The organism is Ornithinicoccus sp., assembly GCF_057176825.1.
Map to the genome: position 1 here is coordinate 3,830,416 of NZ_CM169976.1, position 21,866 is coordinate 3,852,281.

At 71.7% G+C, this 21,866-nt stretch carries 22 protein-coding genes and 1 pseudogene; 8 read left to right on the forward strand and 15 right to left on the reverse strand.

All coding sequences use genetic code 11. From position 1 onward, the window contains the following. Positions 1 to 392 precede the first annotated feature (392 nt). From AC1QRC_RS19155 to AC1QRC_RS19165, 3 genes and pseudogenes are all read left to right on the forward strand, one after another. Positions 393 to 878 (forward strand): annotated as a pseudogene (locus AC1QRC_RS19155) (ATP-binding cassette domain-containing protein); the annotation flags it as partial. A 149-nt stretch (positions 879 to 1,027) separates the two neighbouring features. Beyond that, positions 1,028 to 1,318, forward strand: a complete 291-nt coding sequence (locus AC1QRC_RS19160) for an oligopeptide/dipeptide ABC transporter ATP-binding protein (protein ID WP_484204804.1) — start codon at positions 1,028 to 1,030, stop codon at positions 1,316 to 1,318. 87 nt (positions 1,319 to 1,405) lie between these two features. Further along, positions 1,406 to 2,350 carry an ATP-binding cassette domain-containing protein gene (locus AC1QRC_RS19165; protein WP_484204805.1) on the forward strand — a complete coding sequence of 315 codons (945 nt, stop codon included), beginning with the start codon at positions 1,406 to 1,408 and terminating at the stop codon, positions 2,348 to 2,350. Between the two features lie 25 nt (positions 2,351 to 2,375). Here the strand turns inward: AC1QRC_RS19165 and AC1QRC_RS19170 are convergent, their stop codons facing one another. From AC1QRC_RS19170 to AC1QRC_RS19195, 6 genes are all read right to left on the reverse strand, one after another. Further along, on the reverse strand, positions 2,376 to 2,963 hold the full coding sequence (locus tag AC1QRC_RS19170) for a TIGR03086 family metal-binding protein (RefSeq protein WP_484204806.1): 588 nt from the start codon (positions 2,961 to 2,963) through the stop codon (positions 2,376 to 2,378). 4 nt (positions 2,964 to 2,967) lie between these two features. Further along, positions 2,968 to 3,702: a GntR family transcriptional regulator gene (locus AC1QRC_RS19175; protein ID WP_484204807.1), complete on the reverse strand. Its 735-nt coding sequence runs from the start codon at positions 3,700 to 3,702 to the stop codon at positions 2,968 to 2,970. Between the two features lie 99 nt (positions 3,703 to 3,801). Then, positions 3,802 to 4,947 (reverse strand): NAD(P)/FAD-dependent oxidoreductase, encoded by a 1,146-nt coding sequence (locus tag AC1QRC_RS19180; protein WP_484204808.1) that lies wholly within the window; start codon positions 4,945 to 4,947, stop codon positions 3,802 to 3,804. 26 nt (positions 4,948 to 4,973) lie between these two features. Continuing rightward, complete coding sequence (locus AC1QRC_RS19185) at positions 4,974 to 5,756, reverse strand: amino acid ABC transporter ATP-binding protein (protein WP_484204809.1); 783 nt, start codon at positions 5,754 to 5,756, stop codon at positions 4,974 to 4,976. Continuing rightward, a complete protein-coding gene (locus AC1QRC_RS19190; RefSeq protein ID WP_484204810.1) occupies positions 5,753 to 6,691 on the reverse strand; it encodes an amino acid ABC transporter permease in 939 nt (312 codons plus the stop codon). Before AC1QRC_RS19190 ends, AC1QRC_RS19185 begins: the two co-directional genes overlap by 4 nt. A gap of 34 nt (positions 6,692 to 6,725) precedes the next feature. Next, positions 6,726 to 7,667: an ABC transporter substrate-binding protein gene (locus AC1QRC_RS19195; protein ID WP_484204811.1), complete on the reverse strand. Its 942-nt coding sequence runs from the start codon at positions 7,665 to 7,667 to the stop codon at positions 6,726 to 6,728. A 118-nt stretch (positions 7,668 to 7,785) separates the two neighbouring features. Between AC1QRC_RS19195 and AC1QRC_RS19200 the strand changes: the two genes are divergently transcribed. Continuing rightward, positions 7,786 to 8,010 (forward strand): RNA-binding S4 domain-containing protein, encoded by a 225-nt coding sequence (locus AC1QRC_RS19200; protein WP_484204812.1) that lies wholly within the window; start codon positions 7,786 to 7,788, stop codon positions 8,008 to 8,010. 18 nt (positions 8,011 to 8,028) lie between these two features. Here the strand turns inward: AC1QRC_RS19200 and AC1QRC_RS19205 are convergent, their stop codons facing one another. Then, positions 8,029 to 10,206: an acyltransferase family protein gene (locus AC1QRC_RS19205; RefSeq protein ID WP_484204813.1), complete on the reverse strand. Its 2,178-nt coding sequence runs from the start codon at positions 10,204 to 10,206 to the stop codon at positions 8,029 to 8,031. 83 nt (positions 10,207 to 10,289) lie between these two features. On the opposite strand from AC1QRC_RS19205, the gene AC1QRC_RS19210 reads away from it, so the two are divergent. Next, positions 10,290 to 10,874: a protein-L-isoaspartate O-methyltransferase family protein gene (locus AC1QRC_RS19210; protein WP_484204814.1), complete on the forward strand. Its 585-nt coding sequence runs from the start codon at positions 10,290 to 10,292 to the stop codon at positions 10,872 to 10,874. A 9-nt stretch (positions 10,875 to 10,883) separates the two neighbouring features. Here AC1QRC_RS19210 and AC1QRC_RS19215 read toward each other — a convergent pair whose 3' ends face one another. The 5 genes from AC1QRC_RS19215 to AC1QRC_RS19235 all read right to left on the reverse strand — a co-directional run bounded on the left by AC1QRC_RS19215 (position 10,884) and on the right by AC1QRC_RS19235 (position 14,031). Then, a complete protein-coding gene (locus AC1QRC_RS19215) occupies positions 10,884 to 11,177 on the reverse strand; it encodes a GNAT family N-acetyltransferase (protein ID WP_484204815.1) in 294 nt (97 codons plus the stop codon). 34 nt (positions 11,178 to 11,211) lie between these two features. Continuing rightward, a complete protein-coding gene (locus AC1QRC_RS19220) occupies positions 11,212 to 12,081 on the reverse strand; it encodes a hypothetical protein (RefSeq protein ID WP_484204816.1) in 870 nt (289 codons plus the stop codon). Then, on the reverse strand, positions 12,078 to 12,653 hold the full coding sequence (locus AC1QRC_RS19225) for a SigE family RNA polymerase sigma factor (protein ID WP_484204817.1): 576 nt from the start codon (positions 12,651 to 12,653) through the stop codon (positions 12,078 to 12,080). Before AC1QRC_RS19225 ends, AC1QRC_RS19220 begins: the two co-directional genes overlap by 4 nt. A gap of 118 nt (positions 12,654 to 12,771) precedes the next feature. Beyond that, positions 12,772 to 13,404 (reverse strand): DedA family protein, encoded by a 633-nt coding sequence (locus tag AC1QRC_RS19230; RefSeq protein WP_484204818.1) that lies wholly within the window; start codon positions 13,402 to 13,404, stop codon positions 12,772 to 12,774. A 120-nt stretch (positions 13,405 to 13,524) separates the two neighbouring features. Further along, on the reverse strand, positions 13,525 to 14,031 hold the full coding sequence (locus AC1QRC_RS19235) for a hypothetical protein (RefSeq protein WP_484204819.1): 507 nt from the start codon (positions 14,029 to 14,031) through the stop codon (positions 13,525 to 13,527). A gap of 141 nt (positions 14,032 to 14,172) precedes the next feature. Here AC1QRC_RS19235 and AC1QRC_RS19240 point away from each other — a divergent pair, with 141 nt between their 5' ends. Continuing rightward, positions 14,173 to 14,595 (forward strand): VOC family protein, encoded by a 423-nt coding sequence (locus AC1QRC_RS19240; RefSeq protein ID WP_484204820.1) that lies wholly within the window; start codon positions 14,173 to 14,175, stop codon positions 14,593 to 14,595. A 45-nt stretch (positions 14,596 to 14,640) separates the two neighbouring features. Here AC1QRC_RS19240 and AC1QRC_RS19245 read toward each other — a convergent pair whose 3' ends face one another. After that, positions 14,641 to 15,849 carry a sensor histidine kinase gene (locus AC1QRC_RS19245; protein ID WP_484204821.1) on the reverse strand — a complete coding sequence of 403 codons (1,209 nt, stop codon included), beginning with the start codon at positions 15,847 to 15,849 and terminating at the stop codon, positions 14,641 to 14,643. Between the two features lie 64 nt (positions 15,850 to 15,913). Between AC1QRC_RS19245 and AC1QRC_RS19250 the strand changes: the two genes are divergently transcribed. Further along, positions 15,914 to 16,594, forward strand: coding sequence for a response regulator (locus AC1QRC_RS19250; protein WP_484204822.1), 681 nt, complete (start codon positions 15,914 to 15,916; stop codon positions 16,592 to 16,594). 12 nt (positions 16,595 to 16,606) lie between these two features. On the opposite strand, the gene AC1QRC_RS19255 is transcribed toward AC1QRC_RS19250, so the two are convergent. Beyond that, complete coding sequence (locus AC1QRC_RS19255) at positions 16,607 to 16,780, reverse strand: hypothetical protein (RefSeq protein WP_484204823.1); 174 nt, start codon at positions 16,778 to 16,780, stop codon at positions 16,607 to 16,609. Positions 16,781 to 16,893: 113 nt separating this feature from the next. Next, positions 16,894 to 17,685 (reverse strand): CPBP family intramembrane glutamic endopeptidase, encoded by a 792-nt coding sequence (locus AC1QRC_RS19260; RefSeq protein WP_484204824.1) that lies wholly within the window; start codon positions 17,683 to 17,685, stop codon positions 16,894 to 16,896. Positions 17,686 to 17,925: 240 nt separating this feature from the next. On the opposite strand from AC1QRC_RS19260, the gene AC1QRC_RS19265 reads away from it, so the two are divergent. Further along, entirely contained in the window at positions 17,926 to 21,747 is a 3,822-nt protein-coding gene (locus AC1QRC_RS19265) for a cell wall-binding repeat-containing protein (protein WP_484204825.1), read from the forward strand. The last annotated feature ends 119 nt before the right edge of the window (positions 21,748 to 21,866 follow it).

Below are 21,866 nucleotides of genomic sequence, written 5' to 3' on the forward strand. Positions count from 1 at the left end.
TCGCTGGGCGCCAGTCCGTGGCGACAGCATGGGCAGCCACGTGCTGCCCAACATCTCCGCGCCCGATCATCGTGCAGACCTCGCTGTCGCTGGCCTTCGCGATCCTCTCCGAGGCGAGCGCTGTCCTTCCTCGGCCTGGGCGTGCAGCCGCCGGAGCCGTCGTGGGGGCGGATGCTGTTCGACTCCCGCGCGTTCTTCCAGGACGCCTGGTGGATGAGCGTCTTCCCGGGCCTGGCGGTCTTCGTCACCGTGCTGGCCTGCAACCTGCTCGGCGACGTCCTGCGCGACGTCCTGGACGTCGCGCTCGGCCGCCACGGCCCGAGGAGGCACCCGATGAGCAGCGCGCTGGACGTGCGGTCGCCTGTCGCGTCACGATCGGCCCGGCCCGGATCGTGCGCGACGTCAGCTGGTCGGTCGATCGCGGGCAGACCCTCGGGATCGTCGGCGAGTCCGGCTCGGGCAAGTCGATGTCGGTGCTCTCGGCGGCCGGGCCTGGGTCCGGGCAACGCCGCCGATCGACGGCGAGGTGGTGCTCACCACCTCCGACGGCGCCCAGCACGACCTGCTCTCGATGGGCGGCGCCGCCCTCGCGGCGGATCCGCGGGCGGCGCATCGGCTTCGTCTTCCAGGACCCGGCGACCTCGCTCAACCCGATGCTGACGCGTGGAGCGGCAGCTCACCGAGGGGCCCGGAGGTCCACCTCGGCATGACCGCCGAAGCAGGCCCGGAGCCGTGCGCTGGAGCTGCTCGAGCTGGTCGGCATCCCCGACCCGGCGCGCCGGCTGCGGGCCTACCCGCACGAGCTCAGCGGCGGCATGCGGCAGCGGGTGATGATCGCCGTCGCCCTCGCCTGCGACCCGGAGGTGCTCATCGCCGACGAGGCCACCACCGCCCTCGACGTGACGATCCAGGCCCAGATCATCGAGGCGATCCGGGACCTGCAGGAACGGCTGGGCACCGCCGACCGTGTGGATCAGCCACGACCTGGCGGTGGTCGGCGGGATCGCCGACGAGGTCGTCGTGATGTATGGCGGCGAGGTGCTGGAGCGCGCCGAGACCGTCGCGCCTGTTCCAGGACACCCGGCACCCCTACACCCGGGGCCTGTTCGAGTCCCGCCCCCACCTGGGCCAGCGCACCGACGAGCTGCTCAGCATCCCCGGGTCCCCGCCCGACCCCCGCGCCATCCCCCGCGGGTGCGTGTTCTGGGACCGCTGCCGGGACCGCGCCGACGGTCGGTGCCAGTCCGAGCACCCCGACCTGGTCGACCTCGGCGACGGGCACTGGGTGCGCTCCTTCTACGGCGGTGAGGACTCGTGAGCACCGTGCCGCAGGTCGTGACGCCTGCCCCCGTCAGGCAGGGTGAGCCGCTGCTGGAGGTCGAGGGGTCTGCGTGTCCGCTTCCCGGTGCGCGGGCCCGGCCGGCGCCAGTGGCTGTATGCCGTGGAGGACGTCTCCTTCACGATCGGCCGGGGCGAGACGGTCGGCCTGGTCGGGGAGTCCGGGTCGGGCAAGTCCACCATCGGCAACGCGCTGCTGCGCCTGGTGCCGGTGCACGACGGCACCATCCGGCTGGGCGAGACGGACGTGCTCGCCGCGCGGGGACGCACCATCACCGACGTCCGCCGCCGGATGTCCATGGTGTTCCAGGACCCGCTGGCTGCGCTGGACCCCCGCTCCACCGTGGCCGACTCGGTCGCCGAGCCGCTGCGGATCCACCGGATGCGGCCGCCCGGCGGGCGCCGAGCCAGGGTGGCCGAGCTGATGGACCTGACCGGGCTGCCCCGGCGCTTCCTCGACCGCTACCCGCACGAGCTCTCCGGCGGGCAGCGTCAGCGGGTGTGCATCGCCCGGGCGCTCGCGGCCGAGCCGGAGCTGCTGATCCTGGACGAGGCCACCGCCTCGCTGGACGTCTCGGTCCAGTCCCAGATCATGAACCTGCTGCGCAGGTTGCAGCACGAGATGGGGCTGTCCTACCTGTTCATCAGCCACGACCTGGCCTCGGTGGAGCACATGAGCGACCAGGTGCTGGTCCTCTATCTGGGGCGCCTCATGGAGCAGTCGCCGCGGGAGAGCCTCTACCGGGCGCCCGGCCACCCCTACACCCAGGCGCTGATCTCGGCGATCCCGCTGGAGGACCCGGTCGCGGAGCGGGCGCGGCGCCGGATCATCCTGCGAGGGCGACATCCCCTCGCCCATCGACCCTCCCTCGGGCTGCGTCTTCCGCACGCGCTGCCCGCTGGTCGATCCCCGAGTGCGCCCAGGACGTGCCGCCGGCGCACGACCTCGGCGAGGGTCACCGTCGCCCACTGCCTGCGCGCCGGCGAGCAGGTGGTCGGCACCCCGAGTTAGCCCGCCGACCACCGCCGGGCGCCTGCTACCCGCCCGGGCGCCACTGCGGGTCGCGCCCGAGCAGGGCGACGAGCTGGTCGATCCGGCGCTCGGAGCCGGTCGGCACGGACGGCGCGAAGATTCCCGCCACCGCGTGGGCCCGCACCCGCGGCCGCTCATAGGCGAAGGCGGCCTCGACGGCCTCCGGGACCTCGGCATACGGCAGGCTGGCGCCGCGCGCCAGGTCCCACCCGTGCACCGTGAGGTCGACCAGCATCTGGCTGGCGTACTCGCGGGTGCTGATCTGCCCGGACGACACGTGCACCGGGGCGCCCGGGTCGGTGACCTGGCCGAAGGCGAGCATCGAGCCCGCGGTGGCCCGCCGCCACGCACCGGCGGGGTCGGCGCCGAGCACGTCACCGTCGTAGCGGTCACCCACCTGCGCGAGCGACTCACCGCGCAGCAGGTGGGGCGCCCACAGGTGCTCGGCGGTCAGGTGGGCCAGGACGTCCCGGACCGTCCACGCCGTGCAGGGCGACGGGGCCTCCCAGGAGCCCGGGCCGACGGCGTCCACGACGGCGCCCACTGCACGGGCGGCCTCGGGCAGGAGCTGGATCTCGACGCGTTCGTCCATGCCCCTAGCCTGCGCCACCGGTGACCCCGAGCGCGTCCCGGCCCCCCGTGCGCACCGAGCGCCGGGGGCTGGACCCCGTGGCACTGCGTGCCTCCAGGCTCGCCACGACCTCCTGCTCGGCGACCTCCAGCCGCTCCAGCAACTGGGCCTTGGCCTCCTCGGGGCGCCGGTCCACGATCAGGGCGCAGTACTGCCGGTGCAGCCGGAGCACCTCGGCGTAGTCGCCCGGCTCGTCGCTCTCCACCTGCGACAGGGTGAGGTTCATCCGGGCCATCAGCCGGTCGTGCAGGCTGATCAGGTACCGCGACCCGGTGAGGGCGACCGTCTCGGAGTGGCACCGGCGGTCCGCCTGGACCAGGCCGTAGAGGTCGTTCGCCGTCACCGCCTCGGCCATCTGCTCGAGGGTCTCCTGCAACGGTGTGAAGGCCTCGTCCGGCAGGGCCGCCGCGGCGTCGATCCCGGCGCACTCCAGGACGCGTCGCGCGATGTACATCTCCCGCACCTCGTCCACGGTCAGCGTGGTGACCTGCAGGATCCGGGTGCTCGGGTGCCGGGTCAGCAGACCCTCACCCACGAGCGTCTTGAGCACCTCGCGCATGGTCGGCCGCGAGATGCCCAACTGCTGGGCCATCGCCTCCTCGGTCACCGGGTCGCCCGGTTGCAGGGCGCCGTCCAGGATCTGTGCCCGCAGGATCGACAAGCCCTGCTCGGCGACGGTCTCGCGTCGCACCTTCGCCACGGGTGTTCCTCTCCGTCCCGGGGACCGCTGCGTCCCCCTGGTCTGACCTACCGACATGGGCAAACTACCGGGTTCCGGGCGGGCGCGGGTGCGGCCCGGTCACTGCTCGCCGGGCTTGCGGGGTGTCCGGGGACTGGCGATCGTGGCGAGGTCCCGGAACCTGTCGGGCCGGAAGTCGGCGAGCCGTTCGTCCACCTCGCCGCACACCTCGGCCGCCACTGCCTCGCCCAGGAAGGGTGCGAGCGTCACCCCGCTGTGCGTGGCGACGACATACAGCCACTCCTGGTCCACCGCGGGGCCCGCCACGGTCTGCCCGTCGGCCGGCATCGCGCGCTGACCCACGACAACCCGGTCGATCCTCGCGCCAGCAGCCTGCGGCACCACGGCCCGCAGCCGGTCCAGGAACTGCCCGGCCAACGGCGAGTCGGCACCCGGGACCGCGCCCGGGTCGGCCGTGGCGTCCAGGTCCAGTGCCTGCAGGAGCAGTCGTCCTCCGCCGGCCGGCCGCAGGTTCAACCACGGCGTGGTCACCAGCCGCTCCAGGCGCACCGGGACGGGGTCGGTCTCCAGCAGGTAGCCGACCGTCAGGTCGCCCGGCTCCTGGTAGGTCGCCATCGGGACGGTCGTGCCGGCGAGCGCCGCGAGCTCGCCGCTCCAGCGCCCGACGGCCGAGACGACCCGGTCGGCCGACAGCACGGTGCCGTCGTCCAGGGTGACCCCGGTGGGGTCGAGCGCGACCACGGCGTGCCCGGTGCGCACCCGGACCCCGGCCTGCAGCGCCTCCCCCAGCACATGGGCCAGGTAGAGCTGGGGGTGCACGAAGGCCTCCTCGGGGAAGAAGGCGATCAGCTCCGCCGCGTCCGGCACGAGGACGTCGGGCAGCAACGTCCGGGCTCGGACCGGATCAATCTCCTCCACCGGGTATCCGCGCTCCACCATCCGGTCCATCCGGCCCCGCAGGTGGCGTGCGTGCGCCTGGTCGACCGCGTACTCGACGTGTCCGCCGGCGCCCAGCCAGTCACCGCCCCCGGCCGCCAGCCGGTGGTGGGCATGCAGCCCCTCCCGGTTCAGCGCGAAGTAGCTGTCCGGCTCCTTGCCGTTGGAGTTGACCCACGCGTAGGACGTCGCGGAGGTCCCCGCACCGACCGGTCCCCGGTCAACCAGGGTGACCTCGGCACCGCGCCGCGCCAGTCCCGCGGCGATCGAGACACCGACGACGCCTGCGCCGATGACGACTGTCTGCATACCTGCTCCTCGTGGTGGTGGTTGACTCACAGGACCTTGCTCAGGAAGTCCTGGGTGCGGCGGTGCTGGGGGTTGACCAGGACCTCCTGGGGTGCGCCGGCCTCGACCACGACCCCGTTGTCCATGAAGACCACGGAGTCGGCGACCTCCCGGGCGAAGCCCATCTCGTGGGTGACCACGATCATCGTCATACCCGACCGGGCCAGATCCTTCATCACGTCCAGCACCTCCCCGACCAGCTCGGGGTCCAGCGCCGAGGTCGGCTCGTCGAAGAGCATCAGCTTGGGCTCCATGGCGAGCGCGCGGGCGATCGCGACGCGCTGCTGCTGCCCCCCGGAGAGCGAGCCCGGGTAGGCGTGGCTCTTGTCCGACAGGCCGACCCGCTCCAGCAGGCCGAGCGCCCGCTCCCGAACCACCTGGCGCCGCTCTCCGCGGACCCCGATCGGGGCCGCCATGATGTTCTGCAGCACGGTCATGTGGGGAAACAGGTTGAACCGTTGGAACACCATGCCGATCTCGGCCCGCATGCCGGCGACCTCGGCCTCCTTGAGCTCGTAGAGCTTGCCCTGGTGCTCCCGGTAGCCCACCAGTTGGCCGTCGACCGTGAGCTTGCCGGCGCTGATGGTCTCCAGGTGGTTGATCAGCCGGATAAAGGTGGTCTTGCCGGACCCGGACGGCCCGAGCAGCGTCATCACCTCGCCGCGACGCACCTCCAGGTTGATCCCCTTGAGCACCTCGAGGGTGCCGAACGACTTGCGGATGTCCTCCGCCCGGACCATGGGGCGCTCGATCACGTCGGTGTCGGTCATCGCGGCTCCTGCCCCTCGGTGCTCACGGCGCGACGGCGCTGGAGCTGGATGAGTCGTCGCATCCGTCCGCTGGCCAATCGGTCACTGCGGCTGTAGTGCCGCTCGATGTAGTACTGCCCGACGGTGAGCACCGAGGTGACGATGATGTACCAGATCGAGGCGGTGATCAGCAGCGGGATGGTCTCGAAGTTGTCGGCGTAGATGAGCTGGGCCGCATAGAGCAGCTCCGGGAACGCCAGCACGCTGACCAGCGACGTCGTCTTGAGCATCGAGATCGTGTTGTTGCCCGTCGGCGGGATGATGACCCGCATCGCCTGGGGCAACACGATCTGGCGCAGGATCCGGCCACGCTTCATCCCCAGCGCCTGGGCGGCCTCGGTCTGTCCCTTGTCGACGGACAGGATCCCCGCCCGGACGATCTCTGCCATGTAGGCGCCCTCGTTCAGCCCGAGCCCCAGGATCGCCGCCATGACGGGCGTGATCAGCACGTTGGTGTCGAACTGGACGAACTCGGGACCGAACGGGACGCCGAGGGAGAGCACCGGGTAGAGGGCCGAGATGTAGCCCCAGAAGAGGAGTTGGACGAAGACCGGCGTGCCGCGGAAGAACCAGAGGTAGAGCCAGCTGGTCCAGGACAGCGCCGGGTTGCTGGAGAGGCGCATGATCGCCAGGCAGACCCCGAGGACCACGCCGAGCACCATCGCGATGGCGGTCAGCTGCAGGGTCTTGAGCAGTCCGTCCAGGATCCGGAAGGAGGTGAAGTACTCCCCGACCACGTCCCAGCCGAAGTTCTCGTTCGTCAGCAACGTGTTGACGAGCATCGCCGCCAACACGGCGATGATCACATAGCTCAGCCACCGGAAGGGGTGACGCAGCTTCACCACCTGCTGCGCCTGCCCGGCCTCCGCCGCGGGCGTCGTCGAGGCGACCGTCACGGCATACCCCTCCCCGCCATCGCGGGCCAGGCCCTCACTCGATCGCCCCGTTGATCTCGGAGGCCTCGATCGCGATGTCCTGCAGGTTCCACCGGGCCAGGATCTCCTCGTAGGACCCGCTCTCGATGAGCAGGTTGAGCGCGCCGTGGACCGGCTCGACGAGCTCGCTGTCCTTGGGGAAGGCCACCCCGCCGGGGTTGGGGTTGCGCACGAGCGGGCCGACCACCTCGAAGTCGTCCGGGTTCTTCTGCGCCGCGTCGAGCAGCGGGGGCGCGTCCAGCATGACGCCGTCGATGCGCCCGCTCTTCAGGGCGAGCTGGGCCTGGGGTCCGTCCTGGTAGACCTGCGCGGTCGGCGGCTCCTTGCCGTCCTCCTCGCACCGCGGCCCGTGGGCCGGCAGGAAGGTGGACTGCTGCAGCGACCCGCGGATGACGCCGATGTCGACCCCGCAGGCCTCCTCGGACGTGATCCCCTCGGGGTTGCCGGCGGGCACCATGATCATCGTGCCGTTCCAGTAGTAGGTGGCGAAGTCGACGACCTCCTCGCGCTCCTTGGTGTCCCCGATGGAGCCCATCGCCATGTCGACCTTGTGCGCCTCCAGGGCGGGGATGATGCCGTCGAAGGAGGTTGGGATCATCTCGATCTCGACGCCCAGGACGTCGCCGACCGCGTTGGCCAGGTCCGGGTCGAGACCCACCAGCGTCTTGCCGTCGGGGCCCATCGACTCGAACGGCGGATAGTTCGGGTTGATCGCCATCCGGATGACCCCGGCCTCCCGGATGTCCTCCGGGACCTGGGCGGCCAACTCCTCGTCCACCGACACGGCTGGACCGGAGGAAGCAGCGGCGCCGTCCGCCGGGGCGTCGCCGGCGTCCGCCGGATCGTCGCTCGGCGAAGAGTGGAGCCCGCAGGAGGTCAGCAGCAGGGCCGCGGCCAGGGTGAGGCCACCCCGGGACAGGTGGTGGGACAGGGACATGGGAGCTCCTCTTGTCATGGTGTCTGACAGTAAGGCACCTTGACACTGCGCGCGACGGGTCGTCAAGAGGTCCCGGGTTCAATTCCTGGCAAAGTGGCCGCCCACCTACAGTGGAGTCATGCTCAACCACTCCGAGGTCGCCATCCGCGACGAGTCCATCCGGCTGGGCCAGCTGCTCAAGCTGGCCAACCTGGTGCCGGACGGCGCGATGGCCCGGATGGTCATCGAGAACGGCGAGGTGACCGTGGACGGGGAGGTGGTGCTGCGCCGCGGCACCCAGGTGCGTCCCGGCGCGGTCGTGCGGTATGCCGATGAGTCGGTTCTGGTGACCAGCGGCGGCTGAGCAGGTGGTCGGGTCGACCTACCCGCCGTCGCCTCCGTCGCCGACGGCGGCGAGCCCCTCCTCGATGGCCGGCACCAGCCGGGCCCGCAGCGGCTCCACCAGGGACAACGCGTAGGTGTTCGTGATGTGGGAGCCCTGGCGATAGACGAGAACGTCGCCGATCACGGGAGGGCAGTCCTCCAGCGGGCACACCCAGTCGTTCATCGACAGGAACGTGGCCGTCGGCACCTGCTCGGCGGCACTGCGCAACGGCCGGGTGCCGCTGCCGCTGCCCCGGTCGAACTCGCACTCCGAGACCTGGTCGCGGTGTTCGGCCACGCACTCATAGACGCTGAGCTGCCCCGGGTGCGGGGTGTCGGCCAGCACCATGACGGGCACCCCGGCCTCACCCAGGTCGGACCAGTAGTCGACGTAGCCCGCCGTCACCCGGTCGCGCCGCTCCTCCTCGCTGCCCTCACCGGCCTGTCCCTTCACCCCCGAGACCAGCACCACGTCCGGGCGTTCGTCGCCCAGCAACCGGTCCCGGACCGCCGCGCCCCACTCCAGGCAGCCCGCCTCCCCGGTGTCGGTCGAGAGCCAGGGGCAGCCGGACTTGTTGTAGGTCCGCACCTGCCACCCCTCCTGCGCCCCGATCTGCTCCAGCGCGTCGACCCACTGGGCGACCTTGGAGTCCCCCACCACCGCGAGCACCAGGTCGCCGTCGGGGTCGCCCCCGTCGCAGCGGCGCACTTCGGCGCTGCCGGCGGGGGTGGCGCAGCCCCGCGCGTAGATGGCGGGAACGTCCTCGACCGCCACCAGGGGGTCCGGGGTGATCGTCTCCGGGGTCAGGTCGATCCGCGAGATGTCGGGGCCGGCCGCGGCCGGGTCGGGGGTCGCGGTCTCCTCCCCGTGCTCGGGGGCCGCGGTCTCCTCCCCCGCGTCGGGCGTCGCCGTCGCCTCCCCCGGCCCGGGGTCGACCAGCCGGTCGTCCGAGCCGTCGCCGAGCAGCGACCCCGCACCCTGCGCGGACCCGTCGGCCTGCACCACCTGGGACTCCACGCCCCGCACCAGCGCGACGCCGGCACCGGCCCCGATGACGGTGCACGCGGCTCCCGCGACGAGCGCCGCCACGGGCAGCCGGGACAGCACGGCCGAGGTCCGGACCGGGTTCTCCACCCACAGGTAGGTCAGCCGCGCCGGCAGCAGCGCGAAGAGGCAGATCGCCACGCCCTGCCACAGCGCCAGCTCCCCCCACGCCGCGGCGGCGACCACCAGCAGCGGCCAGTGCCACAGATAGAGCGAGTAGGACATCGCCCCGATCCCCCGCATCGGGGCCGTGCCGAGGAACCGGACGGGACCGGCGGCCCGGGCATTGAAGCCGCCCGCGATCACCGCCGCGGTCGCCAGCGTCGGCAACAGTGCTGCATACCCCGGCCAGGCGCTGCCGGTGCCCAGCAGCACGGCGGACAGCAACAGCCCCAGCACCCCTGCCCAGGCCAGCGCGGTGGCGGCCGTCGGCGTCAGCCGCCGCCAGTGCCCCGCCGCGAGCGCGACCAGTCCGCCGATCCCGAGCTCCCACAGCCGCGTGGTCGTGACGAAGTATGCGGTCTCCGGGCTCACCGCCGTCTGCCGCAGCGACCAGGCGAACGAGCCGACGACGACCAGCCCCAGCAGCAGGCCGAGCACCGGGCGGGTGCGCAGCCGGTGCCGCCGCACCAGCCACGCCCCGAGCACCATGAGCAGCGGCCAGACGATGTAGAACTGCTCCTCCACCGCCAGCGACCAGTAGTGCTGCACCGGGGAGGCCACCGAGTCCTCGGCCAGGTAGTCCACCGCCCGGTCGGCCAGTCGCCAGTTGACCAGGTAGACGGCCGAGGCGACCAGGTCGCCACCGATCTCGGCCCAGCGCACCCGCGGGACGAACAGCCAGGTCAGCACCCCCGTGGCGAGCAGCACCAGCGCCGCGGCCGGCAGCAGCCGCTTGGCCCTGCGGGCGTAGAAGGACACCAGCGATACCCGGCCGGAGCGCTCGACCTCGCGCACCAGCAGGCCGGTGATCAGGAACCCGGAGATCACGAAGAAGACGTCGACGCCGGCGAATCCGCCCGGCACCAGCGGCAGCCCGGCATGGAAGGCCAGCACCATGAGGACGGCAACGGCACGCAGCCCCTCGATGTCGGGGCGGAAGGAGTCACGCTCGGGGTGTCGCCCGCTCACCCGCGCACTCTACGTCCGCATGCCCAGCCCGGCAGGGAGGCGCCACGGGTGGCGGCAACGCCGCAGGTGGTGGAGGCTGGAGTATGCCGACAGCTGGCCCCGCGGACCGGGTCGCCCGGGCGATGGAGCAGTGCCCGAGGGAGGACTTCCTGCCGCGCCGGGTCCGGCCCGCCGCCGGCCAGGACACGGCGCTGCAGATCGGCTACGGGTCCACCTGCTCCCAGCCCAGCACGGTGGCCACCATGCTGGAGCTGCTCGACGTGCAACCCGGGGACCGGGTGCTCGACGTGGGCAGCGGATCGGGGTGGACCACGGCGATCCTGGCGCACCTGGCCGGACCGGCCGGGTCGGTGCTGGGCACCGAGCGGGTGGGCGAGCTGGTGGAGCGGGCGGCCCAGGCGGTGGCCCGTGCCGGTCTGCCCGGGGCCCGGGTGGTCCGGGCCGACCCGGACGTGCTGGGCGCGCCGCGCGAGGGCCCGTTCGACCGGATCCTGGTCTCGGCGATGGCCGACGCCCTGCCGCAGTCACTGGTCGAGCAACTGGCCGACGGCGGCCGGATGGTGCTGCCGCTGGACGGCCGCCTGGTGCGCGTCGACCGGCACGCCGACGTCACCGAGCTGGAGCACGCGCCGGGGTGGTACCGGTTCGTGCCGCTCGTCGCGGACTGACGGGTCCGCTCAGGCCGGGTCCGCCTCGACCATGTCCTGGTACTCCGGGTGCTTGTCGATGTAGGACCGCACGAACGGACAGGTCGGGATGATCGTCAGGTTGTCGGCGCGCAGGTGGTCCAGCGTGCCGCGGACCAGGGCCCCGCCGATCCCCTTGCCCTCGTGCTCGGGCTCGACCACCGTGTGCTGCAGGTCGACCGTGGTCCCCGAGGTGACGTAGGTCAGCGTGCCGGCCAGGGTCCCCTCGTGGGTCGCCTCGAACCGGGACTCCGTCGGGTTGTGGGTGACGATGAGATCGCTCATCCGCCCACTCTGGCACTTCTCGTCGGCGGTTGCCTCAGCGCGAGGGGGTGCCGGCGCGCAGGTGGTCCGGGATCTGCGAGCACTCCTGCCCGGTGAGGCGTTCGTCCAGGTTGGAGATCCGCCGCGGGATCGGGCCCCGCGAGGCCAGGTGGATGAACTCGTCCCGGTCGATCAGCCAGTACACGGGCGACCCGCTCTGCTTCTCGCAGGCGGACCACCTCGTCTCCAGGTGGTCGTAGACCTCACCCCAGTCCTCGACGGTGAAGTCGGCGTAGGCCCATTCCGGCTGGATCTCCAGGGCGCAGCCCCGGGCGTGCCAGGCCAAGTCGGTGTCGCGGGCGTCCGGGTCGACCCACGGCATGTCGCTGTTCACCCGGGCGGGGTACCCCTCGGCCGCGATGCACTGCGCCATCGCCGCCGGCCACTCCTCGACCGGGACCACCTGCACGTCCTCGATGTCCTTGGGCAGCACCCAGGAGGACTTGTACAGGTGCGGGATCCAGAGCCACTCCAGCTCGTAGACGTAGCCGCCGGTGGTCAGCGACGTGTGGCCGTCGGCGCTGCCGAGCAGGCTGATCAGGGCCGCGTCCAGCTCCCCCTCGATCCGGGACGGGACGGCCTTCTCGGCCTCCCCGACCACGCCGGCCTCCTGGTCCGGGAGGGCGTCCCCTGCCGGCACGACTGTCCCGGCGTCCCGGACGGCGCCGTCGAGCCAGACCGCGGAGCCACCCACCGCCAGCACGGCGGCCAACACCCCGGCCACGATCCCGGAGCGGCGCGCGGTGGCCCGGCGCCGCGCCTTCTGGGTCAGCGCCGCGCCCGGGCTGACGACCGGGTCCATCGGCTCGGCCGCCTCGGCCAGCAGCGCGGCCAGCCGCTGCTCGCTGCGTGTCGGCACCTTCATCGGTTCCTCCCTCCTCTCCCGGTGGTCTCCTGTGTGTCGCTCCGGTCCGGCTCCCAGGTGGGCAGGGGGCCGTCGTCCTCGGCCAGCACCCCGGACTCCCGCAGCGTCTTCATGGCCCGGGAGGCCCGGCTTTTCACGGTGCCCTCCCGGCACCCGAGGACGCGGGCGATCTCCGCGACCGACAGGTCCTCGTAGTACCGCAGCACGAGCACCACCCGCTGGTCGGGCGGCAGGTCCCGCAGTGCCGCGCGGACGCCGACGACCGAGGCCACCCGGTCGCCCAGCCGGTCCGCCTCCAGGTCGGTCGGCGTCTCGGGCAGGTGCTCGGTCGGCACCTCTCCGGACCACCGGCGGCGCCGGTCGCGCACCAGGAGGCGCACCATCGTGGTCCGCGTGTAGGACTCCGCCGCACCGAGCACCTCCAACCTGTTCCATGCCGCGAAGGTCCGCAGCAGCGCCTCCTGCAGCAGGTCCTCGGCGGTGTGGCGGTTACCGGTGAACAGGATGGCGGCGCGCAGCATCGAGGCGTACCGGGCATCGACGAATGCCGTGAACTCCTCGCTGCGGCGCACCTGTTGACTCCCTTGCCGTCCTGCCCTTCGGGCCCGCCTCACCAAGACAGAGGCGCTGGCCCGGCGATGGGTTCCCGCTGAGGTCCACGGTAGGTGGTCCGGCGGTGACCGCGCCGTCCTACCGCGCGGCGGCCTCGCCCGGCCGCTCCTCCTGGGGGGCCGCGCCGCGGCGCTGCAGGAACCGGTCGATCAGCGCGCCGAGGATGACCGCGAGGACGACGGCCAGGGCCGCCCCCAGCAGGGGGTTTTCCTCCATCCAGTGGCCGGCCACGGCGCCGATGGCCACGGAGTAGGCCGCCCACGAGGTCACCGCGATCAGGTCGAACAGGATGAACCACCCGCGGTGGAACCGGGTGATCCCCGCGGTCAGGTTGACCGCGACCCGCCCGACGGGGATGTAGCGCGCGACGATGATGATCATCGCCCCCCGTTTTCGCAGCTCCCGGTCGGCCCAGTCCAGCATCGAGGAGAGTTTGAACTTCCGGGTGTGCCGCAGCCGCCGCAGCCCCCCGTGCCTGCCGAGGGAGTAGGCGACGTTGTCACCGAGGAAGGCGCCCCCGGCCGCGAGCAGGAACAGCAGCACCAGCGGTGGCTCCCCCACGGAGGCGCTGACCGCCGCAAGCGCGACGACGACCGACTCGCTCGGCAGCGGGGGGAAGAACCCGTCCAGGGCGCACAGCGCAAAGACCACCGGCAGCACCCAGACCGCCCCCGCGTGGTCCTGGATGAACTGGTTCAGAGCGTCGAACACACTCAGCCTCCCGGCGCTCTCGTTGGTGACCCGCCCCTCCAGCGGCGTCCTCCCCCAAAACTACCCTCCCCACCCGTCACTTCCCCCACCGGATTATCGGGTCACCCGCTAGTCCTGCGCTCACACGTGCCCCAGCCAGCGTTCCAACCGGGCCTCCTGCTCCTGGGCCAGCGCCCGCACCAGCGCCACCTGCTCCACTCCCCGTGCCCGCGCCAATTCGCCCAGCGTGGCACCGGACTCCAGCTCCGCGCGCACCGTGGGCACGTCCATCCCGAGCACGCGGGCGGCGGTCGTCAGGTTGGTCCCGCCCGGACCGAGTATGCCGACAGCCGAGTCGGACGTCGCCGTGGCGGTGAGCACGCGGTACCCCTGGTCGCTCTCCGGCAGCAGGTCGGCCGGGGACGTCGCCGGCCCGGACCGCTCCCCGGCTGCCGCAGCGACCTCGTCTCCGTCCGCCCCGTCCCCACCGGCTGCATCCTCGTCGTCCCCGTCCCCCGGGTCCTGGCTGACCGCCTCGGCGCCCCGGTCCGCGTGGGCCCGGGCGCCGGGAGCCACCAGCCCGATCCCGAGCACGCTCGCCGTCCCCAACGTCCCGGCCGTCACGACCGTGGCGATCCGTCGCTTCATGGTCCGTCCTTCCCCGGAGAGGGCGGTCGCCGCGCCCCGCGACGACCTCGAGACCCCATCGTTCCTGCCGTTCCTGGGACCCGCCTGGGAGCCGGGCAAACCCATTGCGCGCACCGGGCGGCGCCCCACGAGGCTGCTGACATGACGGCATACATCTCGCACACCTCGGTCGACTGCCTGGACGCCTACCAGCTCTCGGAGTGGTGGAAACGGGTGCTCGACTACGTCGACGACCCGGAGGACCCCAACGAGCCGGGCCACGACGAGTGCCTGATCCAGTCCCGGGACGGGTCCCACACGGTGCTGTTCCTGGAGGTCCCCGAGGCCAAGTCGGTGAAGAACCGGATCCACTTCGACCTGCGCCCGTCCTCCGGCACGCAGGCCGAGGAGCTGGCCCGGTTGCTGGAGATCGGGGCCAGCCAACTGGCGGACTTCCGGGAACGGTGGGGGCCGGGCACCGGCTGGGTGGTGCTGGCGGACCCGGAGGGCAACGAGTTCTGCATCCTGCGCTCACTCGCCGAGCGGCGCGACCCGGAGCGGCAGCCGGACGACGCCCCGGGGTGAGTCGCGGCGAGCCACCGCGACGGCCGGGCCACCCGATGCGCGCGTTCAGTCGGGGTCGGCCTGCAGCGGCAACGAGGCCGCGAGGCGCCAGCCGCCGTCGTCGGTGTGGCCTGCGCTCAGCTCACCGCCGAGCAACTGCACCCGTTCGCGCAGCCCGATCACCCCGAACTGGGAGACCGCGAACCGCGCCGGCGCGGGTCGGCCCGTCGCGGGGCCCAGCTCGTTGACGACCGCAGCGCGCACCACCTGCTGGTCGACCTCGATCTCGAACCGCACCGCGGCCGCCGCCGGCGAGTGCTTCAGGATGTTCGTTGTGCCCTCCCGGAGCAACCGGGACAGCGTGGTACGCACCCCGTAGGGCACCCGGGCCAGGTCGCCGGTGACCGAGGTGGTGACCGGGTGGTCCAGGTCCTCCAGGGATGCGGCGAGGTCGGCCAGCTCGGAGCCGAGGTCGATGCTGGCCCCGGAGCTGGACACCTCCTCGGTGGTCGCCGGTTCGCGCATCAGCCGAAGCAGCCGGCGCAGGTCCCCCAGCGCCGCCCGGGAGGACTCCCCGATGACCTCAAAGGTCTCCTTCTCGGGACCGTCTGGTGCCTGCATCGCCCCCGCGCTGGACTGCATGGCGATCACCGTCAGGTCGTGGGCGACGATGTCGTGCAACTCGCGGGCCAGTTCGTCGCGCTGCACCTGGATCAGGTCCAGGGCGCGTCGGTCGAACTCCTCGATCTGGCGCCGGGCCTGGGCGCGGGTCACCAGCAGGTAGCGCAGCGACAGCCCGATGATCAGCGCCAGGACGAGCATCGCGAGGTAGCCGGAGACGAAGGCCGAGGAGCTCAGCGCCTGGTCCAGGAGCGGGTTGACGATGGTCCAGGCCACCGTCGTCCCCAGCGCGATGAGCAGACCGTGCCGCACCGCCGCGAACGCCAGGAAGCCGATCACGACGAGGATCTCCAGGGCGAACGTGCCCGGCGGGGTCTGCGTCGCGACGAGCAGCGTCTGCAACAGCACCAGGGGGATCCACGCCCGGCCCGGCAGCAGCGCCACCACCACCCACATCAGCAGATCGACCGCGCAGAGCGCCAGCTCCAGGGCGACGGGCCCGAACCCGTCCGGCCCCGAGTCCAGCACCCGCCAGGCGGTGACGGCGTTGCCGACCAGTGCGACGCAGATGATGACGACCCGCAGCACCAACGGCAACTGCCCCCCGGACCAGAATCCGGGGGGCAGGTGAGGACGGTTCGTCAGCAGACCCACGGGGCGAGGCTACCGACGGCCGGCAGCCGTCCGGCCTTCCTCGGGTCGACTACTGTCATCCGCTATGGATCCGAACGCCGGGGGCGAACCGCTGCGTGTCCTGGTGGTCGACGACCAGAGGCTCATGCTCGAGGCCATGCGGGTCTTCATCGAGAACGATGACGCCTTCACCGTCGTGGGCGAGGCCGCCGACGGTGTCGTCGCGGTGCAGCAGGCCCGCGCGTTGCGGCCGGACATCGTGCTGATGGACCTGCAGATGCCCCGGATGGACGGCGTCGAGGCGACCAGCGCGATCCTGTCCGAGAACCCTGGCACCACCGTGGTGGCGGTGACCACCTTCCACTCCCAGGAGTACGTCATCCCGGCGCTGAAGGCCGGCGCCAGCGGCTACCTGCTCAAGGACTCCGCACCTGCCGACATCGTCGCCGGCGTCCGGGCCGCGGTCGCCGGCGAGTTCGTGATCTCCTCCCGGGTCACCGACGTCCTAGTCCGCAGCGTGCGCGAAGACCAATCGCCAGCGCCCGCGCAGCGGTCCACCCCCGAGGAGTTGGGGTTGAGCGACCGGGAGATGGAGGTCATCGCGCTGCTGTGCGAGGGCCACTCCAACCGGGAGATCGCCCAGCAGATGCACCTGGCCGAGCCGACGGTGAAGTCCCACATCGGGCGGATCATGCAGAAGCTGGACGTCCGGGACCGGGTGCAGATCGTCATCGCCGCCTACCGCTCCGGTCTCGCCCAACTCTGACCGGCCGGGACGTCAGGGTCGCTCGAGCCGCTCCACCCGCTGCTCCAGCGAGATCACCCTCGCGCGCAGGTCAGGAGCGCTCCCGCCGGCGTCGTCCCGGGTGATGACGATGCGGACCAGTTGGACCACGCCCCCCATCACGATCGCGAGCAGGACGATCCAGGCATACCAGGGGATGGCGTCCATGATGGTTCCTTTCGTCTCGGTGCCGCGGGTGCGGCACGACGCCACCATTGACCCACCCACGCTCCCCACGGCATACCGACAAAAGTCGCTGTCTGCCTGCGACAAAAGTGTCCTCACAACCAGTCGACGTGCGGGGCCACCAGCGCGTAGCCGACGAACGCGACCACGTCGAGGATGGTGTGCGCGACGACCAGCGGCATGACCCGCCGGGTCCGGGTGTACACCCAGCCGAACAGCAGGCCCATGGCGACGTTGCCCAGGAACCCGCCGAACCCCTGGTAGAGGTGGTAGCTGCCGCGGATCAGGGCCGAGGCCACGATGATCGTCCAGGTCGAGAGGCGCGCCTGACCCCACCGGGTGAACAGGTAGCCGACCATCACCACCTCCTCCAGCACCGCGTTCTGGGCGGCCGCCAGGATCAGCACCGGCACCGCCCACCACACCTCGGAGAGGCCGGACGCCGAGATCGTCGTGTTCATGCCCAGCTCGCGCGCCAGGAGGTAGAACGCGAGCCCGGGGATGCCGACGACCGCCGCGAGGGTGGTGCCGCCGAGCAGGTCGCGCCCCGGCCGGGTCAGGTCGAAGCCCATCAGCAACCGCGCATCGGCCCGCTCCCGGGCCAGCAGGTGCAGCGCGAGCAGCACCGGCACCAGGGCCAGCCCGATCCCGACCAGTTGGTAGGCCAGGTCCAGCCACGGCCGGTCCGGCACGGTGGAGGTGTTCATCGCCGTGGTCTGCGAGGACAGCGACTCCGGCCGGGTCAGCTTGTTGACGATCGACAGCACCGCCCACACCGCGGACGCGCCGAGGCTGACCCCCAACACCAGGGCGGTCTCCAGGAGCAGTGAGCGTCGGGTGAGCACCACCTGACTGTATGTCGTGCGCCTCACCCGGGCGCACGGCATACGACCAGCGATCCAAGGTCACAGAATGGTCACTTTCATAGACATCGGGTGAGGGGACGGCAAGACTGCCCCCGTCGCCTCGGTTCGGCACGTCCCCATTGTTTTCCCAGGTCAGCCGTGCCCGGGCACTGTCCATATGGGTCCAACGAAAGAAGAGCACCAGTGCGAATCACATCGACTGGGTCACGTCGGCGGCTGCTCGCCGCCGTGGCCGCAGCCTCAGTGATCGCCCCGCTTGCCGTGAGCACCGCATCGACTGCGGCGCCTCAGCTCGACTCGGGCGAGAAGAAGACGTACATCGTGCAGCTGCGCGACAACCCCATCGCCGCCTACCAGGGCGGCGTTTCTGGTATCCCCGCGACCAGCCCGGCCGCGGGCGAGAAGGTGGACGTGCGCAGCGCCGCGTCCCAGAGCTACGCCTCCTACCTGGCCGACCGCCAGGCGCAGGCGCTGGCCGCGGCCGGCGTCAGCCAGGACCGGGTGGTGACCAGCTACGACGTCGCGTTCAACGGCTTCGCGGTGCAGTTGACCGCCGCCGAGCTGAGCGGGCTGACCAAGCAGGCCGACGTGGTGAACGTCTGGGAGGACGAGATCCGCCACGCCGAGACCATCCAGACCCCGGACTACCTGGGCATGACCGGTGAGGACGGTGTCTGGAACGAGTACTTCGACGGCGTCGAAAACGCCGGCGAGGGCATCATCATCGGTGTCCTGGACACCGGTATCGACCCGGACAACCCGAGCTTCGCCGACGACGGCAGCTTCGCCGAGCCGCCCGCCGAGTGGGCCGGGGAGTGCGACAACGCCGAGGACCCCGAGTTCGAGTGCACCAACAAGCTGATCGGCGCCCGCTGGTACGGCGAGGAGTACGGCAACACCATCATCCCCGACGAGTACCGGTCGGCCCGTGACCTCAACGGCCACGGCAGCCACACCGGCGGCACCGCCGGCGGCAACTTCGGGGTCGAGATGACCGCCCCGGGCGGCCTGGTCCTCGGTGAGGGCTCCGGCATGGCGCCGCGGGCCCACATCGCGGCCTACAAGGGCCTGTGGATGACCGCCGACGGCAACGGCAGCGGCACCACCGCCGGCCTGGTCGCGGCGATCGACGACGCGACCGCCGACGGCGTCGACGTCATCAACTACTCGATCTCCGGCTCCCGCACCAGCATCGTCGGCGCGGACGAGGTCGCCTTCCTGTTCGCCGCGGACGCGGGCGTCTTCATCGCCACCTCGGCCGGCAACTCCGGCGACACCGTCGGGGTGTCCTCGGTCGCCCACAACGCGCCGTGGACCACCACGGTCGCCGCGAGCACCCACGACCGCGGCTTCGCCAAGACCCTGACCCTGGGCAACGGCGAGACCTACGAGGGCATCGGCATGGGCGACGCGGTCGGCCCGGCCAGCTTCGTGGACTCCGAGGCCATCCCGGCCGAGGGCTTCACCGCCGCCGAGTCCCGGCTGTGCCTGCTCGGCTCCGTCGACGACGAGGCCGCCGCCGGCAACATCGTGCTCTGCACCCGCGGCACCAACGCCCGGGTGGAGAAGAGCCAGGAGGTCCTGGAGTCCGGTGGCATCGGCATGGTGCAGATCAACAACAGCGACGCCGAGTCGCTGAACGCCGACCTGCACTCGGTGCCCAGCATCCACCTGACCGGCACCAACGGTGTGCCGGTGAAGGCCTACGTCGGCACCGACGGCGCGACCGCCGAAATCTCGGCGCAGGACCCGGCCCCGGTGAACGCCCCGATCATGGCCGGCTTCTCCTCATACGGCCCGGCCCTGGCCGGTGGTGGTGACCTGCTCAAGCCGGACATCACCGCCCCGGGCGTCGACATCCTGGCCGCCTACGCGGGCGACCCGGAGACCGGCGAGGCGACCTACGACCAGATCTCCGGCACCTCCATGTCCGCCCCGCACATCGCGGGTCTGGGCGCGCTGATGAAGCAGGAGTTCCCGGAGTGGAGCCCGGCCGCCATCAAGTCGGCCATGATGACCACCGCGCGGGACACCGACGACAGCGGCGGCCCGATCCAGCGGGCCGGCAACGACGCCACCCCGCTGGACTACGGCGCCGGTGAGGTGCAGCCGGGCCCGTCCTACAACCCGGGTCTGGTCTACGACGCCGGCTGGGACGAGTGGCTGAACTACATCTGCGCCATCGGCCAGCTCGACGGGTGCGAGGAGGACGTCGACGCCAGTGACCTGAACTACCCGAGCATCTCGATCGGGGCGCTCGCCGGGGCACAGACGGTCACCCGCACGGTCACCAACGTGGGCGACGCCGAGGCGACCTACACCGCCGACATCGAGGCCCCCGAGGGTGTCTCGGCGTCCGTGGAGCCGGCCAGCTTCACCGTCGCCCCGGGCGAGACGGCCAGCTACGAGCTGTCGCTCGAGGTCACCACGGCCTCCGCCAACGAGTACGTCTTCGGCTCGATCACCTGGAGCGACGGCGCCGGTCACGACGTCCGCAGCCCCATCGCGGTCCAGCCGTCGGCGTTCGCCGCGGAGGACGAGGTGTATGGCGAGGGCGTCACCGGTGACCTGGACACCATGGTCCAGGCCGGGGTCGACGGCACCGCCACCGCGGGTGTCGAGGGCCTGACCGAGGGCTCCATCGAGACCGTCGAGGTCGAGGCGACCGACGCGTTCCTGGACGACGGGGCCCTCGAGGTCACGATTCCGGAGGGCACCTCGCACGTCCGCTTCCAGATCTGGGACGAGGACTACGACGGCATCGACCTGGACCTGTACTTCGTGGACCTGGCGGCCGGCACGATCATCGCGCAGTCCGCGGTCGGTGGCTCCACGGAGCAGATCGACGTCTCGGACCTGCCGGCCGGTGACTACCTGCTGGCGATCGACTGGTGGGACGGGACGGAGGGCGACACGCTCGACGCCTACGTCACGCAGTACGTCGTGCCGGCCGAGGACGCCGGGAACCTCACGGTCGACCCGGCCGAGTTCGACGTCGAGGTCGGCGACGAGGTCACGGTCAACCTGTCCTGGGAGGACCTGAACGCCGACAGCCTGTACCTGGGCGAGGTGAACTGGGCCCTCGACGGCGAGGACGCCGCACGCACCTTCGTGACGATCGACACCTCGGTCGAGCCCGAGGAGCCGGTCGTGGACCGGTGGTTCGGCCAGGCGCCGGACGCCAACCGGTACGGCACCGCCGCCGCCATCGCCGCCGAGTTCGGCAGCGCTGACACGGCGTTCGTCACCACCGGTGAGGTGTATGCCGACGCGCTCGTCGGTTCGGCCCCCGCGGCTGCGGGTGTCGGGACGCTGGAGACCCCGGGCGGCGACCCCGCCCCGGTGCTCCTGGTGCGTCAGGACAGCATCCCCGCCGTCACCGCGGACTCGCTCGCCGAGCTCGGCGTGCAGAACGTCGTGATCCTCGGTGGCGTCGGCGCAGTGTCCGAGGGCGTCGAGGCCGAGCTCGCCGCCGACTACACGGTCGACCGTGTCTTCGGTGACGACCGCTACGAGACCGCGGCCGAGCTGGCCAAGCTCTACACCCCGGGTGTGGCGAAGGTCTACGTCGCGGTCGGCGAGGAGAACCGGACCGGGCTGTTCGCCGACGCTCTCTCGGGGGCGGCGCTGGCCGGCCACGAGGGTGTGCCGGTCCTGCTGACCCGGACCGACTCGGTGCCGGCCTCCACGCTCGAGGCGCTGGAGCACCTCCAGGCCGAGGAGATCGTCGTGCTGGGTGGCGAGGCCGCCGTGTCCGACGCGGTCGCCGAGGAGATCGGCTCCACGAGCCGGATCGGCGGTTCGGACCGGTACGAGACCTCAGCCATGGTCGCCGACGCCTACGAGGCCGGGGTGGCCAACACCCTGGTCGCGTCGGGTGAGAACTGGCCGGACGCCCTCGCCGGGGCCTCCTACGCCGGCACCAACGGCATCCCGGTGCTGTTGACCCGTCCGGCCTACGTGCCCGCCAGCATCATGACGAAGCTGGGCGAGCTGACCCCGGAGAGTCTGACCATCCTCGGTGGACCCAGCGCGGTCTCCCAGGATGTGGAGGACGCACTGAACGAGGTCTTCCCCTGGTGATCAGCACCTGCTGAGCACCGCACAGGGCGGGCCCGTCCCCTTCGTGGGGGCGGGCCCGCCCATTTTCGTAGTGGTTTTGTCGCCCTCCCCCCATTTTCGTAGTGGTTTTGTCGCCCTCC